The following is a 14283-nucleotide window of genomic DNA, read 5'->3' on the forward strand; positions in this document are numbered from 1 at the left end:
GACGGCGGCCCAGCAACTTCGCGCGAGGTTGCTGGGCCGCCGTCAGGTGGTTCGGGGAGCGGATAGAGTTGGGGAAATGAAGAAGCGTGCTCTCCTCGCCGGTGCTCTCGCCGCTCCCACGGCCGCCGGCATCTGGGGTGCGGCCATCGAACCGCACCTCTTCGCGATCCGTCACCACACCCTGCCGCTCCTGCCCGCCGGGGCGGAGACCATCCGGGTCCTCCACGTCGCCGACCTGCACCTGGCCCCCTGGCAGAAGCATCGCGCTTCCTGGGTCAAGGCGCTCACCCGCCTCGAACCCGACCTGGTGGTCAACACCGGTGACAACCTCTCAGCCGACATCGTCCCGACCGTCCTCGATGTCTTCTCCGGACTCCTCGACGTTCCCGGCGTGTTCGTGCTCGGTTCCAACGACTTCTTCTCCCCACAGGCGAAGAATCCTGCGAAGTATCTGCGCTCACCATCGGAAGTCAAACACCGGGTCGAACCCGACCTCGACGTCAAGGCCCTCATCCGAGGATTCGAAGGCACGGCCGGCAGCCCGGTTGCCGACCCAGATGGCAGCGGCTCCGCGGTGGGGAGCGGTTGGCATTTCCTCGACAACGCCGAGGCGTCCCTGACGATCAAGGGCACCCGCATCGACTTCCGCGGACTCGGCGATGCCCATATCGATCGTGACCGAATCAGCTGGAGTGGGGGAGAGCCGGGCGAGGGGACCCTCGACTTTCCGCGCTTCGACTCCGCCGCCGGACTCAAGGTGGGTGTCACCCATGCCCCGTATTCGCGGACCTTGGAGGCGTTCGCCACGGCCGGGGCGGATCTCATCATGGCCGGGCACACCCATGGCGGACAGATCCGCGTGCCCTTCTGGGGCGCGCCCGTGACGAACTGCGATCTCGACCGGACACGCGCGAGAGGCGTTTTCGCCTACCGGGAAAGCCGCGTGGCGATCTCGGCCGGTCTCGGGTTCTCACCCTACTCACCAGTGCGTTTCGCCTGTCGGCCGGAAGTCAGCGTCCTCGAACTCGTCGCGAAGGCCTGACCCATTCAGCGGTTTCTGAAGATTTGCACAAGGCCTATTCGTTAAACTGGTTCGCATGGTGTCTCCTGAGTCAAATCCCACTCCGACCAAAATGGGCGCGTTCATGCAGTTCGTGGCCGTCAGCGCGGTCGCCGGCATCGTCGCCGCCGGTCTTGCCATCCCCGGAGTCGGCGTAGCCACAGCCAGTGCGAACAGTGCGGTCGAGATCTTCGATTCTCTTCCGGCCACCCTGGAGATCAAGGACCTCGGCGAGAAGTCGACGATGCTTGCCTCCGACGGTTCCGAGATCGCGGAGTTCTATTGGCAGAACCGCCAAGAGGTGCCCCTCGACAAGATTTCAGAAGACATGCGGAACGCGACGATCGCGGTCGAAGACTACCGGTACTTCGAGCACGGCGGCGTCGACATCGAGGGCATCGCCCGTGCAGCGGTGCACAATATGGTGTCCTCGACGACTCAGGGCGGATCGACCCTGACCCAGCAGTATGTGAAGAACGTGCTCGCAGAGAATGCCCACGCCGAGGAGGACTCCGAAGGTGTGGCAGCAGCGAAGGAATCTGACGGCACTGCCGGATACGCGCGTAAGCTGCGCGAGGCCAAGCTCGCTGTCGCGGTTGAGAAGAAGTACGACAAGAAGGAGATTCTCAACCGCTACATGAACATCAACAACTATTCGGGTTCCCCGAACGTCTACGGCGTCGAAGCTGCCGCTTATCGATACTGGGGAATCCACGCCAAGGATCTCAACATCCAGCAGTCGGCGATGCTGGCAGGAATCGTGCAGAACCCCTTGGCGTTCAACCCGCAGCGGTTCCCCGACCAGGTGCTCAAGCGCCGCAATACGGTGCTCGGGCAGATGCTCAAGTACAAGCACATCACCCAGAAGGAATACGACAAGGCGGTCAAGACCGACCTTGATCTCGATCTGCATGAGACCCCGAACGGCTGTTCGTCGGCGAAGAGCAATGCGCAGTTCTTCTGCGACTATGTCGAGAATGTCATCAAGAACGACGAGACATTCGGAAAAACCGTCGAGGAGCGCATCGCGTTCCTCCAACGCGGTGGTCTGACGATCAAGACCAGCCTCAAGCCGGACATCCAGAAGATCGCGGACAAAGAGGTCAAGAAGCGCGTCCCCGTCGGCGATCCCTCCGGCGCCGGTCACGCTCTGGTGACGATCGAGCCGGGCACCGGTGAGGTCATCGCCATGGCCGAGAATCGTGAGTACACGGTTGGCGACGTCAAGAAGAAGGATAGGTACAAGAAGACCTCGATCAACTACACGGTCGACAAGAGGCACGGCGGAGGCGGCGGTTTCCAAGTCGGTTCGACCTGGAAGCCCTTCGTGCTGACAACCTGGCTGAAGTCGGGCAAGAGTCTCAACGCGACCGTGAACGCGACGAAACGGAACTTCCCGGCCAGTTCGTGGAAGTACGACGGCTGCCCGAGTATGGCCGGAGACTGGGACCCGAACAACGCCGGTGACGGTAAGGGCAACGGGTCGATGACGGTGCTCGACGCCACGAAGCATTCGGTCAACACCGGCTATGCCGCAATCGGCAACCAGCTGAACATGTGCAAGATCATGGATACGGCTATGGATCTGGGCATCCGCTACGGCAGCGGCGAGTCGCTGGACTATGAAAACAAGTCCGGCTTCATCCAGGCGCTGTCACCTTCATCGATCCTCGGTACGACGGAGACCACTCCGATCGCTATGGCCGCGGCCTACGCAACCTTCGCGAATGAAGGTGAGTTCTGCGGACCGAAGCCGATCACCGAGATCAAGGACCGCAAGGGCAAGAAGCTCGACGTTCCGGGTGAAGGCTGTAAGCGCGTGCTCGATAAGGAAGTGGCCAAGGGCGTCGCCTACGCCCTGACCCAGACCTTCAACGGCGGTACGACGAGCTCGCTGAAGATCGGCGTTCCTGCCGGTGCCAAGACCGGTACGACGAACTTCGAAGTCGGCCACACCTGGCTGCTCGGATTCACCAAGACCCTGGCGACCGCGGTCTGGACCGGTGATCCCAATGGAACGCGGGACTGGAGAACCAACGGTGCCGGTGCGGTCCGTGGCCAGATCTACGGTGCCACGCTCTCCGGTAAGACCTGGCAGGCCTATATGAGCCAGGCAGCGCGAGAGACCAAGGGCAACACCGGCTTCCCGAAGCCCAGCAGCAAGTACTTCTCCGGTGGCGGCTCCGGCGGTGGAGGCGGGTCCTCGACCGGCCCGAACCGCAGCGGCGGCAACGGCGGCGGAGGCAGCAACAACGGCGGCGGAGGCAGCAACAACGGCGGCGGTGGCGGCACCGGCGGCGGAGACAACGGCGGCGACGGTGGGGACGAGGACGAAGCTCCCGGCCTCGGCGGCAACTGAGCCAGCGCAACCGAGTCGAGCCGCGGCAGCCCGTCAAAAGCCGGCTGAGATCCGTTCACACGATGTCTGAGGGCGGGGAGGATGAGATCATCCTCCCCGCCCTCAGGCGTGTTCGATCGGAGGAGTGTCCGCCCCTCGGCTGAGGTGCTCAGCTGAGACGGACTGGGTTAGTCTGGGGAACACAACCGCGTCGTCGACCGAGCCGGGACAGAGCCGGCAGAATCAGACCGCCGACGCACCCGTCACCGAGGAGAATCATGACCAAGTGGGAATACGTCACCGTGCCGCTCATCGTCCATGCGACGAAGCAGATCCTCGATCAGTGGGGCGAAGACGGCTACGAGCTCGTCCAGGTCGTTCCGGGACCGGACAACAACGGACTCGTCGCCTACCTCAAGCGTCCGAAGGAATGATCTGAACCCGTCAGGCTTCCGCACCCCACGTCGAAAGAGGAACCATGTCCCAAACCCTTGACCGCATCGCCGAACTGGGCCTCGAACTGCCCGAGATCGCCGTACCCGCCGGCGTCTACGTCCCCGCCCTGCGCACCGGAAACTATGTCTACACCTCCGGCCAGCTGCCCGTCGTCGACGGCAAACTGCCGGCGACAGGCCACCTGGGCACCGACGTCGACGTCGACACCGGTTACCAGTTGGCCCGCACCGCCGGGCTCAACGCTCTGGCAGCGATCGCCGGTGTCATCGGTGACCTCGACAAGGTCGTGCGCGTCGTCAAGGTCACCGGCTTCGTCAACTCTGCCGACGATTTCACCCAGCAGCCGGCTGTCATCAACGGCGTGTCCGAACTCTACGGAGAGATCTTCGGCGATCGCGGACAGCACGCTCGCAGCGCCGTCGGCGTGAACACACTTCCTCTGGGCACGCCCGTCGAGGTCGAGGTCGTCGTCGAGGTCGCAGGCGATGCCGCTTAGCGGACGCACCCTTGCCGTCTCGTCGGAATTGCGGTGGCTGCTCGACCACTGGCAGTCCGACGGACGGTGGCCCGTCCCCGAGGCGCCCCGACCCACCTCGGCGATCGTGCTCATCCGGGACGCCTCGGAAGGTCTGGAACTCTTCATCACCCGGCAGCTCGACGCCCGCGGGGTCGAGGACCGCAACCGGTGGGCGTTTCCCTCCAGCAGTCTGCGCCCCGGTGATGTGCGCAAACTGCCCCTGGCCGGATGGAACTCGGCCCGCTGTGCCCGGGCACTGAGCATCGAGAACAAATCTCGTGCTCTCCACCATTTCTCCGCGGCCGCCCGCATCACTTTCGCTGCCACCGGAATCCTGCTCGCCGAAGACATCGACCGGGAGATCGTGGCCGCCCCGCAGACGGACTGGCGCTCTACCCGATCTCGGCTGTTCTCCAACGAGGTCTCGTGGTCCCAGGTCCTGCGCGACCGCGACCTGCGTCTGCGCCCGGATCTGTGCAAGCCATGGCTGCGCTGGATCAACACTCCCACCCAGTTGCACCGCTTCGACACCACGTTCTTCATCGCCACCGTGCCTTTCGGCCAAGAGGTCGACTTCCTGTCACCGAACGAGACCTCCGGCGGATGGAAACGCCCGGGCCAGATCCTCGCCGAGGTCGGCGGCGATCCCGACAGCATCGGTGCCGCCACCCATCTCATCGTCGGGAGTTTTGCCGAGGTTGCGAGCGTGGGTGCGGCCATGGCCCAGATCCGCAACGCCCACCCGCTGCGGCCGGAGATCATCAACGACGACGGCGAATGGAAGGTCGTTATCCAGACCGGGAAGGATCCGCACAGCAAGGGTTCGCTGCGTGATCGGGCGATCGCCGTGGGCGAGATCGACAACGACCACAATCCCGGCTTCCTGACATTCAGCAGCGATGACGACGGTGACGACAGTACAGACGACGAAGACGAGGACTCATGAGAATCCGTGCGAACAATCCAGGCCCGATGACCCTGAGCGGGACGAACACCTACGTGCTCACCAGCCAGGACGACGGCTCCGCAGTGATCATCGATCCCGGCCCGGAGCTGGCAGAGCACCGGGGGGCCTTCCTCGCCGAGGTGGCTGATCGTGATCTGCGCGCCATCGTCCTCACCCACCAGCACGCCGACCATTCGGAGATGCTGGGAAGCATCGAACAGTGGGCCCCCGAAGTGCCCGTCTATGCCGTGCTCGGCCGCTTCGCCCGACACACGGATCCGCTGTCCGACGGCGACGAGATCCCCTTCGGCGACACCGCCGCCGACGTTCTGCGCGTCGTGGCCACCCCCGGCCACACGAGCGACAGCATCAGCCTCATCCATGCGGGGACGCTGTACAGCGGCGACACGATCCTCGGGGAGGGGACGACGATCGTCACTCATCCCGAGGGGTCCCTCCGCGACTATCTCGCGTCCCTCGACCGTCTCAGGGCGCTGCTCGACGCGGGGGAGTACGCGATCATCGAACCCGCGCACGGCCCGCGCATCGATAATCCCGCCGAGGTCATCGACTACTACCGCTCCCACCGACGCGAACGCATCGAGCAGGTCGAAGCCGCCCTCGCACGCGGTGCCACCACTGCTTCCGAGGTGTGCGACATCGTCTACCACGACGTCGACGTCAGCGTGCGTCCCGCAGCCGAACAGATCGTCAAGGCCCAACTGGCCTACCTCGACGCTCTGCCCGCCGCCGACGACGCCTGAGAGCACAGGCGGGACCTGCTCGCCGCACCCGCACAGCACGCGCCCCGAGCGCGGCGATACGCCCCGTACACGACGAAACGCCCCAACCGACCGGTCGGGGCGTTTCGTCGTGCTCGGCGCTCGGGCCGCTGAGAGGGTCAGCGGGCGCGGTTGCGCATCCGGTCCATGTCGAGGATGACGACGGAGCGAGCCTCGAGGCGGATGAAACCGCGGGCGGCGAAGTCGGCCAGGGCCTTGTTGACGGTCTCACGAGAGGCACCGACGAGCTGTGCGAGCTCCTCCTGGGTGAGGTCGTGGGCGACGAGCACACCGTCGGGAGCCGGCTTCGAGAAGCGGGCGGCGAGGTCGAGCAGCGCCTTGGCGACACGACCGGGCACATCGGAGAACACGAGGTCGCCGACGGTCTCATTCGTCCGACGCAGACGCTGAGCCAAAGCCTTGAGCAGGTTCATCGCGGCCTGCGGACGCTCGTTGAGCCAGGTGGTCAGGTCCTCGTGCTTGAGGCTGAGCAGCTCCGACTGGGAGACAGCGGTGACGGAAGTGGACCGTGGGCCCGGATCGAAGAGGCTGAGCTCGCCGATGAGTTCGCCGGGGCCGACCACGGACAGCAGATTCTCACGGCCATCGGAGGATTCACGGCCGATCTTGAGCTTGCCCGAGGAGACGATGTAGAGCTCGTCACCGGCATCGCCCTCATGGAAGAGCACGGTGCCCCGACGGAGACTCCGCGGGTTCATGAACTTCATCAATGCACTGGTGGCTTCATCGTCCAGACCTGCGAAGAGCGTCGCGCCCCGCACCACTTCAATATCCACTGGTTCCTCCTTGTCGTGATAATCACACACAAATCTACCTGGTCATCTGCATCGATACCAGCAAAGACGCGGGAGTAGGGCCCACCAAAATGAAAACCCGTCCCACCGGCCTCCAACGCCTGAGACGCTGAAGCCATTCCCACAACCCGTCCGCCCGCCCCACCCGATTCGCCCGGTCGGCCCGAGCCACGGATGTGAGCGGGGCAACTGCGGAATTCCTGGGTACGGATTAGGATGGTGAGCCGTGTTGACGGTGGCAGAGAAGAGCGCGCGGAAGTTCGCGAAGGAGACCCCGCTGGGGCGGACCCGCCGAGCCCGGAAGATCCATCGGATCCTCGCCGAGGTGTATCCGAACGCACAATGCGAACTCGACTTCGAGACCCCGTTCCAGCTGCTCATCGCCACCGTCCTGTCCGCGCAGACCACCGACATCCGCGTCAACGCGGTCACCCCGGGTCTGTTCGCCGCCTTCCCCGACGCCCATTCGCTGGCCGTCGCGAATCTCATCGAGGTCGAGGAGCACATCCGCTCCACCGGCTTCTATCGCGCCAAGGCCCGCAACATCGTCAGACTCGCGAACGAACTCGTCGACGAATACGACGGGGTGGTGCCGAACAAGCTCAGCAAGCTCGTCGAACTCGCCGGGGTCGGCCGCAAGACCGCGAACGTCGTCCTCGGCAACGCCTTCGACACCCCCGGCCTGACCGTCGACACCCACATGGGTCGGCTCGCCCGCCGCTTCGGATGGACCGAGGAGACCGACCCGGTCAAGGCCGAACATGAGATCGCCGCCCTGTTCCCGAAGAAGGACCTCACCCTTCTGTCCCACCGGGTGATCTTCCACGGCCGCCGCATCTGCCACTCCCGCAAGCCCGCCTGCGGGGCCTGTCCGCTGGCGGCCCTGTGTCCTTCCTTCGGAATCGGCGAACTCGACCCCGACAAGGCCCGCGCCATGCTCAGATTCGAAATGGCCCCGGAAGCCACCGTCGCCGAGGCGACCGCCCCGGCAACGACAGCCCGGACCACTGCCGACGCTTCCGAGGACGACCAGTGAGCACCGGCATCCCGGACCTGCCGCCGGAGTCCGCGACCATCGCCGACGGGGCGCTGCGCGGTCAGCTCGAAGATCTCGCGACCTCCCACGGTTCCCCTCTGTGGCTGCGCAGGCAGAAGAGCTCGCAGGCGGGCCAGGTCAGAGATGCCGCCGTGCTTATGCTCTTCGGCCGCGGGGGAGCACCCCGCACCGAGGCGGGTGAGGCCGAGACCGCGCGCCTGGCCGAATTCGGGGTCGATGATGTCGACATCGTGCTCCTGCAGCGGGCCGCGACCCTGCGCCATCATCCGGGGCAGGTGGCCTTCCCGGGAGGTGGACGTGACCCGGAGGACGATTCCATGGCCGCGGCCGCCCTGCGTGAGGCTGAGGAGGAAGCAGGGATCGCCCCGACCACCGTGGAGGTCCTCGGACAGATGGACCCCCTCTACATTCCCGTCTCGAAGTTCGAGGTCACCCCGGTCATCGGCTACTGGCGGCGGCCGGGTGCGGTGCAGGTGATGGACGAACGCGAATCCTATTCCGTCTACCGTGTGTCCATCGCTGATCTCGTCGCTCCTGCCAACCGCGGCACTTTCACCCGTCCCGACCTCAAGATCTCGACTCCGGCCTTCGATGTCGGTGTGCTCAAGGTGTGGGGCTTCACTGCCGGCATCCTCGATTTCGCGCTTGACCACCTCGGCTGGGCCGGGGACTGGGACAAGCAAGCGCCCATCGGCATCGATTTCTGAAACAGAGACAGAGACGGCGCTGGACTTCAAGTCCAGCGCCGCCTCAGTGTTTCAGTGATGGAGTGGTGTCAGTACCGGGGGCCCGAGGGGTTCTTCAGTGCGCGCTTGACCGAAGCGATGAGCGATTTGGCCGAGCCGATCGCGGTGCCCGGCACCGGATTGCCCTTCTTCAGCAGAGGGAGGGCGACGAGGACGAGGACGATCGCGAGAACGGCGAGGATGCCGAAGACGATGAGGAAGCTTCCCCACCACGGCCAGCCGAGTCCCTCATGGAACGCAGCCGCACCGGCGAAGATCACCATGAAGGAGGACAGGAAGAGGAAGAACAGGGCGACGATGGCCAGGCCGGCGCCGATGCCCAGGTTCTTCGCCCCGGCAGTGGCTTCGGCCTTGGCCAGAGCGATCTCTTCCTCGGCGACTGCTTTGGAGTCGTCGCTGATGCCTTTGATCAGTTCGCTGATCGACCGTTCGGCCATGGGGAGCTCCTATATCGAGAACGAGGACAATCTAACTTAAGAGTAGTCTGAAGGCGCCCTGCGGCCAAAGGCGAATCGGCGAGAATCCGAGGAAAACCCGCCGGATCCAGGCCGGAACGTTCCTCGAGAACGTCCGCTGTCACCGGCGGGTCTGCCCTGAATGTCTCAGGAGTTCGCCACCGACTTCTCGATGCCATCCATCACCGAGGCATCGGCGAGCGTCATCGTGTTGCCGACCTCCCGGTTCTCTGCGACGTCCTTGAGCAGACGGCGCATGATCTTTCCCGACCGGGTCTTCGGCAGGTCGGTGACGATGTGGACCTTCTTCGGCTTCGCAATCGGGCCGATGTCCTTACCCACATGCTGGCGCAGCTCCTCGGCCGTCTCAGCGGAATCCTCGACGCCGTTGGAGACGATGACGAAGGCGACGACGGCCTGACCGGAGGTGTCGTCCGCAGCGCCGACGACAGCCGCCTCGGCGACCTTGGAATGAGCGACGAGCGAGGATTCGATCTCCGCGGTCGACAAGCGGTGCCCGGAGACGTTCATGACATCGTCGACGCGGCCGAGGAACCAGATGTCGCCGTCCTTGTCGCGGCGGGCGCCGTCCCCGGCGAAATAGGTGTCCTCGAACCGTGACCAGTAGGTCTCCTTGAAGCGCTCCGGGTCTTTCCAGATGCCGCGCAGCATCGCCGGCCACGGCTGACGGATGACGAGGAGACCGCCCTCGGGGCCGGCCGGGTTCTCACCCGAATCGTCGACGACGTCGACGGAGATTCCAGGGATCGGGCGCTGGGAGGAGCCGGGCTTGGTCGAGAGCACTCCGGGCAGGGGAGCGATCATGTGTGCGCCGGTCTCCGTCTGCCACCAGGTGTCGACGATCGGGCAGCGCTCGGCACCGATGACACGGTGGTACCAGCGCCAGGCTTCGGGGTTGATCGGTTCGCCCACGCTGCCGAGCAGGCGGAGGCTGGACAGGTCGTACTTCGCCGGGATGTCCTCTCCCCACTTCATGAAGGTGCGGATAGCCGTCGGTGCGGCGTAGAGGATCGTGGCCTTGTACTTCTCGATGATCTCCCACCAACGGCCCTGATGCGGGGTGTCGGGGGTGCCTTCGTAGACGATCTGGGTGGCACCCGCGGCCAGTGGGCCGTAGGTGACATAGGAGTGCCCGGTGACCCAGCCGACGTCGGCGGTGCACCAGAAGACATCGGTCTCGGGTTTGATATCGAAGACGGCCTTCATCGAGTACAGCACCTGGGTGAGGTAGCCGCCCGAGGTGTGGAGAATGCCCTTCGGCCGACCGGTCGTGCCGGAGGTGTAGAGGATGAACAGCGGGTTCTCCGAGTCGAAGAATTCGCATTCGTGCTGGTCGCTGGCCTGACCGACGGTGTCATGCCACCACTGGTCCCGGCCGTCGACCATGTCGACGTCCTGACCGGTGCGCTGGACGACGAGGACATGCTCGACAGGGGTGTCGCCGGCGGACAGGGCCTCATCGACGGCGGGCTTGAGGCTGGTGGGTTTGGCGCGGCGGTAGCTGCCGTCGGCGGTGATGACCACGCGGGCCTCTGCGTCGATGATGCGCGAGCGCAGAGCGTCGGCGGAGAATCCGCCGAAGACGACCGAATGGGCCGCGCCGAGGCGGGCGCAGGCGAGCATCGAGATCATCGCTTCGGGGATCATCGGCAGGTAGATGGCCACCCGGTCTCCCGCTTTCACACCCAGGTCCGTGAGTGTGTTCGCCGTCTTCGACACCTCGGCGAGGAGTTCGGCGTAGGTGTAGGAGCGGGAGTCGCCCGGTTCGCCTTCGAAGTTGATGGCCACACGGTCGCCGTTGCCGGCGTTGACGTGACGGTCGAGGCAGTTGTAGGCGACGTTGAGCTTGCCACCGACGAACCATTTCGCGAACGGCGGGTTCGTCCAGTCGAGGACCTCACCGAAGTCGGCGTTCCAGTCGACGAGCTCACGAGACTGTTCGGCCCAGAAGCTCAAGTAGTCGGCATCGGCACGTTCGTACTCGTCGGCCTTGACATTGGCACTGGCCGCGAACTGCTCAGGCGGTGCAAAGGTCTCGGTCTGCTCGGCAGTGGTTTCGGTCATTCTTCCCTCCGACATCTTTGGTGGATCGAAATTCTAGTTGCACTGTATACCCGCAGACGGGGACGAAGACGGGCAGTTTCGGCCGATGAACGGTGGAATCGGGGGTAGCCATGACGACAATTGCGTGGTATAGGTCACAGGCAAGCCGGTGTGGTCGACGAGGACGGTGGGCCGCCTCGGCGAGGGGACGAGGACGGATCCGAGTGCAGTTCAGTATGCGCAGATGAGTGCGCAGGCACCCTGTGTTCTGCAAGGATGGGGGCAGAGTCTGTCGGGATTCGTCCCGTGCAGGCACCGCAACACTGTTCCTTTTCCCCAAGATCGAGTGGAGTGAGCGATGAGTTCGCCGCAGCATCCAACCGGGTCCGGGCCGCATCCGTGGCAGGATCAGCCCCCGCAGTACCCAGGCCAGAACGCACCGCAGGCCGGCGGCCAGCCGCCCGTCTACGGATCAGGTCCAGGGCCGGTCGCCTCCGGACCAGGTCAGGCCTACGGCTCCGCACCCGGGCCCTACGGTTCCGCCCCCGGCCCCTATGGTTCCGCACCCGGCCAGAACGCCGCGGCACCGGGACCCTATGGTTCGGCCCCGGCGCCGGCACCGGCACAATACGGTTCGGGCCCTGGCCCATACGGCTCGGCACCCGGTCCCTATGGTTCGGGTCCTGGACCCTATGGTTCCGCGCCCGGACAGTTCGGTCAGGCTCCTGCACCCAAGCAGAAGACCGGCCCGGGTCTCATCGGTCCGCTGACTCTGCGGGACCTCTTCCTCCTGTTCGCCGGTCTGCTCGCGTTCATCGCACTGTTCGTGCCCAATCGCAGCGATTTCTATTTCGGGTACTCTCACACCCTGTGGCACTGGCATATCACCACAATCGGCCCGCTCGTCTTCGAGGTGCTGGCGATCCTGCTGATCGTCGCGGCCGTACTCGTCAATAAGCTCGGCAACGGTCGGATGCGGGTGGGTTCGCTCAGCCTCGATCAATTCATCTCGGCGGTATCGGCTGTTGCGTTCGCCTTCGCGTTCGTCGATCTGATCACTTCGGTCATGTTGTGGCACGTCGGCGCCTACTTGACGTTCTTCGCCGCGCTGATCGCCTTCTTCGCCGGCGTCTTCACGATGATCCCCTTCTTCGCTCAGGAATTCGCCGTTCGCGAAGCCATCGAAACCCATCCGAAGGCACGTCCCGTCTCCAAGCACACGCCGCATCCGGCGCCGGTGGCCAATGTTCCCGGCGGCAACGCCGGCGGCCCCGGGTTCGCTCCTTACGGTTCGGCTCCTGCCGGGGCAGGTCAGCCGGGATCGGGTCAGCCCGGACAGGGTCAGCCGGGACCGGGCCACCCCGGAGCAGCCGCATTCGGTGCACCCGGTCAGCCGGGTCAGGCCGGTCAGCCGCATCAGACCGGGGGCGACCAGTTCGGTCAGAACCAGTTCGCCGCTTCCGGGCAGCCCGGCCAGCAGCCGGACCAGCAGCAGTTCGGGCAGCCGGACCAGCCGCGGTTCGGGCAGCCCGACGAGGCGCAGCAGCCCAACCCCTATGCGCCGCCGCAGCAGCAGGACGCTGAGCGTTCGGGCAATGCCTTCGCGGCCTCTCCGGAGCATTCGAACGCTGACGGACCGGTCCACAGCACCGGCGACGGACAGACCTACCTCGGCCGTCGAGATTCGCACGCTCCGCAGCACTCACAGAGCGAGCCGACTCAGACCTTCGGCGTCGGCGCCGGCCACGATCAGAGCGAGGCCCGTGCTGACCAGCCGACAGAATCCGATGACGAGACGCATTCAGGCGCCGGGGCAGCGGCTGCCGGCGCCGGTGTGATCGGTGCCGGCGCTGCGGCGGCCGGGGTCGCCGCAGCGCACTCGGACTCCGAGCGTCGCCGCGGCCGCCACGCCGCACCGGACTCAGACGCTGCTGAGACGAACGAGGTTCAGGGCTCCGCCGAACCCACTGCGACCGCGGACCCCGCCCCAGTGTCGGAGGACGAGGCACCGACGGTCGTCTCGCCGGCGGAGAGCAGCGACCTCGTATCGAAGGTCAACGCCAAGACCTCGGACACGAACGTTGGAACTGCCGAAGACGCGGCCATCGACGGAGGAGACACCGGAGCGAAGCCCGTGACGGACTCCTCGTCCGATTCCGCCTCCGAGTCTTCGTCAGACTCCGCACCGCAGTCGGACTCCGCAGAGCAGTCGGACTCCCCGCAGGAGTCGACCGAGCAGCCGTCTCCGACATCACAGCGGGAGTCGGCTTCACAGCCGGCCGCGGCCTCTGCGTCGGACGACGCCGAGGACAATGCCAGCATCGGGGTCTCCGAGGCGACTGTCGTGAACACCCCAGCCGGTGAGGACGTCGTCCCTGCGGCCGACGGGACTGCCACCCGTTCGGAGCGCACCGAGGCTCCCGAAAGCGAAGAGCCGACGCAGTACGTGCCCGTCGCCAGCTACCGGAACCGTCCCGAGGCCGAGAACCCGGCGAACTCGGGATCGGACCGCACGGACGACGACACCGTGGCTCAGACCGCCATCGACAATGAGCCGGTTCCGGCCGATGCCGGCCAGGGCAGCACCCACGCGGGCCAGGGCAACGACCAGGGCAACGAGCAGGACGGCGGCCGCACCATCGTCCAGGCGTTCTGGTTCGCCGTTCCCGAGCCGCGTGAAGCCGTGGATCCGACGACCGGGCTGCCCGTGTTCACGATCTACCCGGGCGACTGGTATCTCAGCCTCGAGGACAACGGTTCCTGGTTCAAGGTCCGCGACACCGACGGCAGCGAAGGAATCCTGCGCAACATCGAGGGAATCCAGCGCGGCTGAACCGGTGCGCATCCACTCACACACCGGTGCTGTGGATGAAACACGGACCGGCCGGCGCCCCCGGGCCCGGCCACGCGTGACCGGCTGCTTGGCGCAGCACGGCTGACCTGGGCGATGAGCCCAGCGGCACCGACAGGGGCGCCTCCTGTGACTCGAACTCACAGGAGGCGCCCTTTCGCCATCCCATCCACAGGAGGTTCTTGCAGCCTGGTCG

Annotated in this window: 12 protein-coding genes; 9 read left to right on the plus strand and 3 right to left on the minus strand. The window is 65.5% G+C overall.

The annotated features are described in order from the left end of the window. The first annotated feature begins 76 nt into the window (after positions 1-76). The 6 genes from ACPUD7_RS05085 (at position 77) to ACPUD7_RS05110 (ending at position 6081) form a co-directional block, all read left to right on the plus strand. The gene (locus tag ACPUD7_RS05085) at positions 77-1042 is read left to right on the plus strand and encodes a metallophosphoesterase (protein WP_135537291.1); all 966 of its coding nucleotides are present in this window, start codon (positions 77-79) and stop codon (positions 1040-1042) included. 55 nt (positions 1043-1097) lie between these two features. Further along, on the plus strand, positions 1098-3419 hold the full coding sequence (locus tag ACPUD7_RS05090; RefSeq protein ID WP_425119330.1) for a transglycosylase domain-containing protein: 2322 nt from the start codon (positions 1098-1100) through the stop codon (positions 3417-3419). Positions 3420-3676: 257 nt separating this feature from the next. Continuing rightward, a complete protein-coding gene (locus ACPUD7_RS05095) occupies positions 3677-3832 on the plus strand; it encodes a hypothetical protein (protein ID WP_009883339.1) in 156 nt (51 codons plus the stop codon). 44 nt (positions 3833-3876) lie between these two features. Then, entirely contained in the window at positions 3877-4350 is a 474-nt protein-coding gene (locus ACPUD7_RS05100) for a RidA family protein (protein ID WP_135537289.1), read from the plus strand. Then, positions 4340-5317: a hypothetical protein gene (locus ACPUD7_RS05105; protein WP_425119331.1), complete on the plus strand. Its 978-nt coding sequence runs from the start codon at positions 4340-4342 to the stop codon at positions 5315-5317. Before ACPUD7_RS05100 ends, ACPUD7_RS05105 begins: the two co-directional genes overlap by 11 nt. Continuing rightward, positions 5314-6081 (plus strand): MBL fold metallo-hydrolase, encoded by a 768-nt coding sequence (locus ACPUD7_RS05110; protein WP_135537287.1) that lies wholly within the window; start codon positions 5314-5316, stop codon positions 6079-6081. Before ACPUD7_RS05105 ends, ACPUD7_RS05110 begins: the two co-directional genes overlap by 4 nt. 137 nt (positions 6082-6218) lie before the next feature. On the opposite strand, the gene ACPUD7_RS05115 is transcribed toward ACPUD7_RS05110, so the two are convergent. Beyond that, positions 6219-6896, minus strand: coding sequence for a Crp/Fnr family transcriptional regulator (locus ACPUD7_RS05115; protein WP_135537286.1), 678 nt, complete (start codon positions 6894-6896; stop codon positions 6219-6221). Positions 6897-7140: 244 nt separating this feature from the next. Between ACPUD7_RS05115 and nth the strand changes: the two genes are divergently transcribed. Together nth and ACPUD7_RS05125 are read left to right on the plus strand one after the other, a co-directional pair. Further along, positions 7141-7950: an endonuclease III gene (gene nth, locus ACPUD7_RS05120; protein ID WP_425119332.1), complete on the plus strand. Its 810-nt coding sequence runs from the start codon at positions 7141-7143 to the stop codon at positions 7948-7950. Next, positions 7947-8678, plus strand: a complete 732-nt coding sequence (locus tag ACPUD7_RS05125) for an NUDIX hydrolase (RefSeq protein ID WP_135537284.1) — start codon at positions 7947-7949, stop codon at positions 8676-8678. The genes nth and ACPUD7_RS05125 overlap by 4 nt, the downstream gene beginning before the upstream one ends. A gap of 68 nt (positions 8679-8746) precedes the next feature. Here ACPUD7_RS05125 and ACPUD7_RS05130 read toward each other — a convergent pair whose 3' ends face one another. Together ACPUD7_RS05130 and acs are read right to left on the minus strand one after the other, a co-directional pair. Next, positions 8747-9154 (minus strand): phage holin family protein, encoded by a 408-nt coding sequence (locus ACPUD7_RS05130; RefSeq protein WP_135537283.1) that lies wholly within the window; start codon positions 9152-9154, stop codon positions 8747-8749. Between the two features lie 165 nt (positions 9155-9319). Next, on the minus strand, positions 9320-11257 hold the full coding sequence (acs, locus tag ACPUD7_RS05135) for an acetate--CoA ligase (protein ID WP_135537282.1): 1938 nt from the start codon (positions 11255-11257) through the stop codon (positions 9320-9322). Between the two features lie 337 nt (positions 11258-11594). Here acs and ACPUD7_RS05140 point away from each other — a divergent pair, with 337 nt between their 5' ends. Further along, positions 11595-14069, plus strand: a complete 2475-nt coding sequence (locus ACPUD7_RS05140) for a hypothetical protein (RefSeq protein ID WP_425119333.1) — start codon at positions 11595-11597, stop codon at positions 14067-14069. Positions 14070-14283 lie beyond the last annotated feature (214 nt).

This window comes from Brevibacterium sp. FAM 24630, assembly GCF_049804075.1.
Classification (GTDB): domain Bacteria; phylum Actinomycetota; class Actinomycetes; order Actinomycetales; family Brevibacteriaceae; genus Brevibacterium.

Coding starts and splice junctions, on each gene's coding strand:
- ACPUD7_RS05085 (WP_135537291.1), top strand. CDS start 77: ATGAAGAAGCGTGCTCTCCTCGCCGGTGCTCTCGCCGCTCCCACGGCC.
- ACPUD7_RS05090 (WP_425119330.1), top strand. CDS start 1,098: ATGGTGTCTCCTGAGTCAAATCCCACTCCGACCAAAATGGGCGCGTTC.
- ACPUD7_RS05095 (WP_009883339.1), top strand. CDS start 3,677: ATGACCAAGTGGGAATACGTCACCGTGCCGCTCATCGTCCATGCGACG.
- ACPUD7_RS05100 (WP_135537289.1), top strand. CDS start 3,877: ATGTCCCAAACCCTTGACCGCATCGCCGAACTGGGCCTCGAACTGCCC.
- ACPUD7_RS05105 (WP_425119331.1), top strand. CDS start 4,340: ATGCCGCTTAGCGGACGCACCCTTGCCGTCTCGTCGGAATTGCGGTGG.
- ACPUD7_RS05110 (WP_135537287.1), top strand. CDS start 5,314: ATGAGAATCCGTGCGAACAATCCAGGCCCGATGACCCTGAGCGGGACG.
- ACPUD7_RS05130 (WP_135537283.1), bottom strand. CDS start 9,154: ATGGCCGAACGGTCGATCAGCGAACTGATCAAAGGCATCAGCGACGAC.
- acs (WP_135537282.1), bottom strand. CDS start 11,257: ATGACCGAAACCACTGCCGAGCAGACCGAGACCTTTGCACCGCCTGAG.
- ACPUD7_RS05140 (WP_425119333.1), top strand. CDS start 11,595: ATGAGTTCGCCGCAGCATCCAACCGGGTCCGGGCCGCATCCGTGGCAG.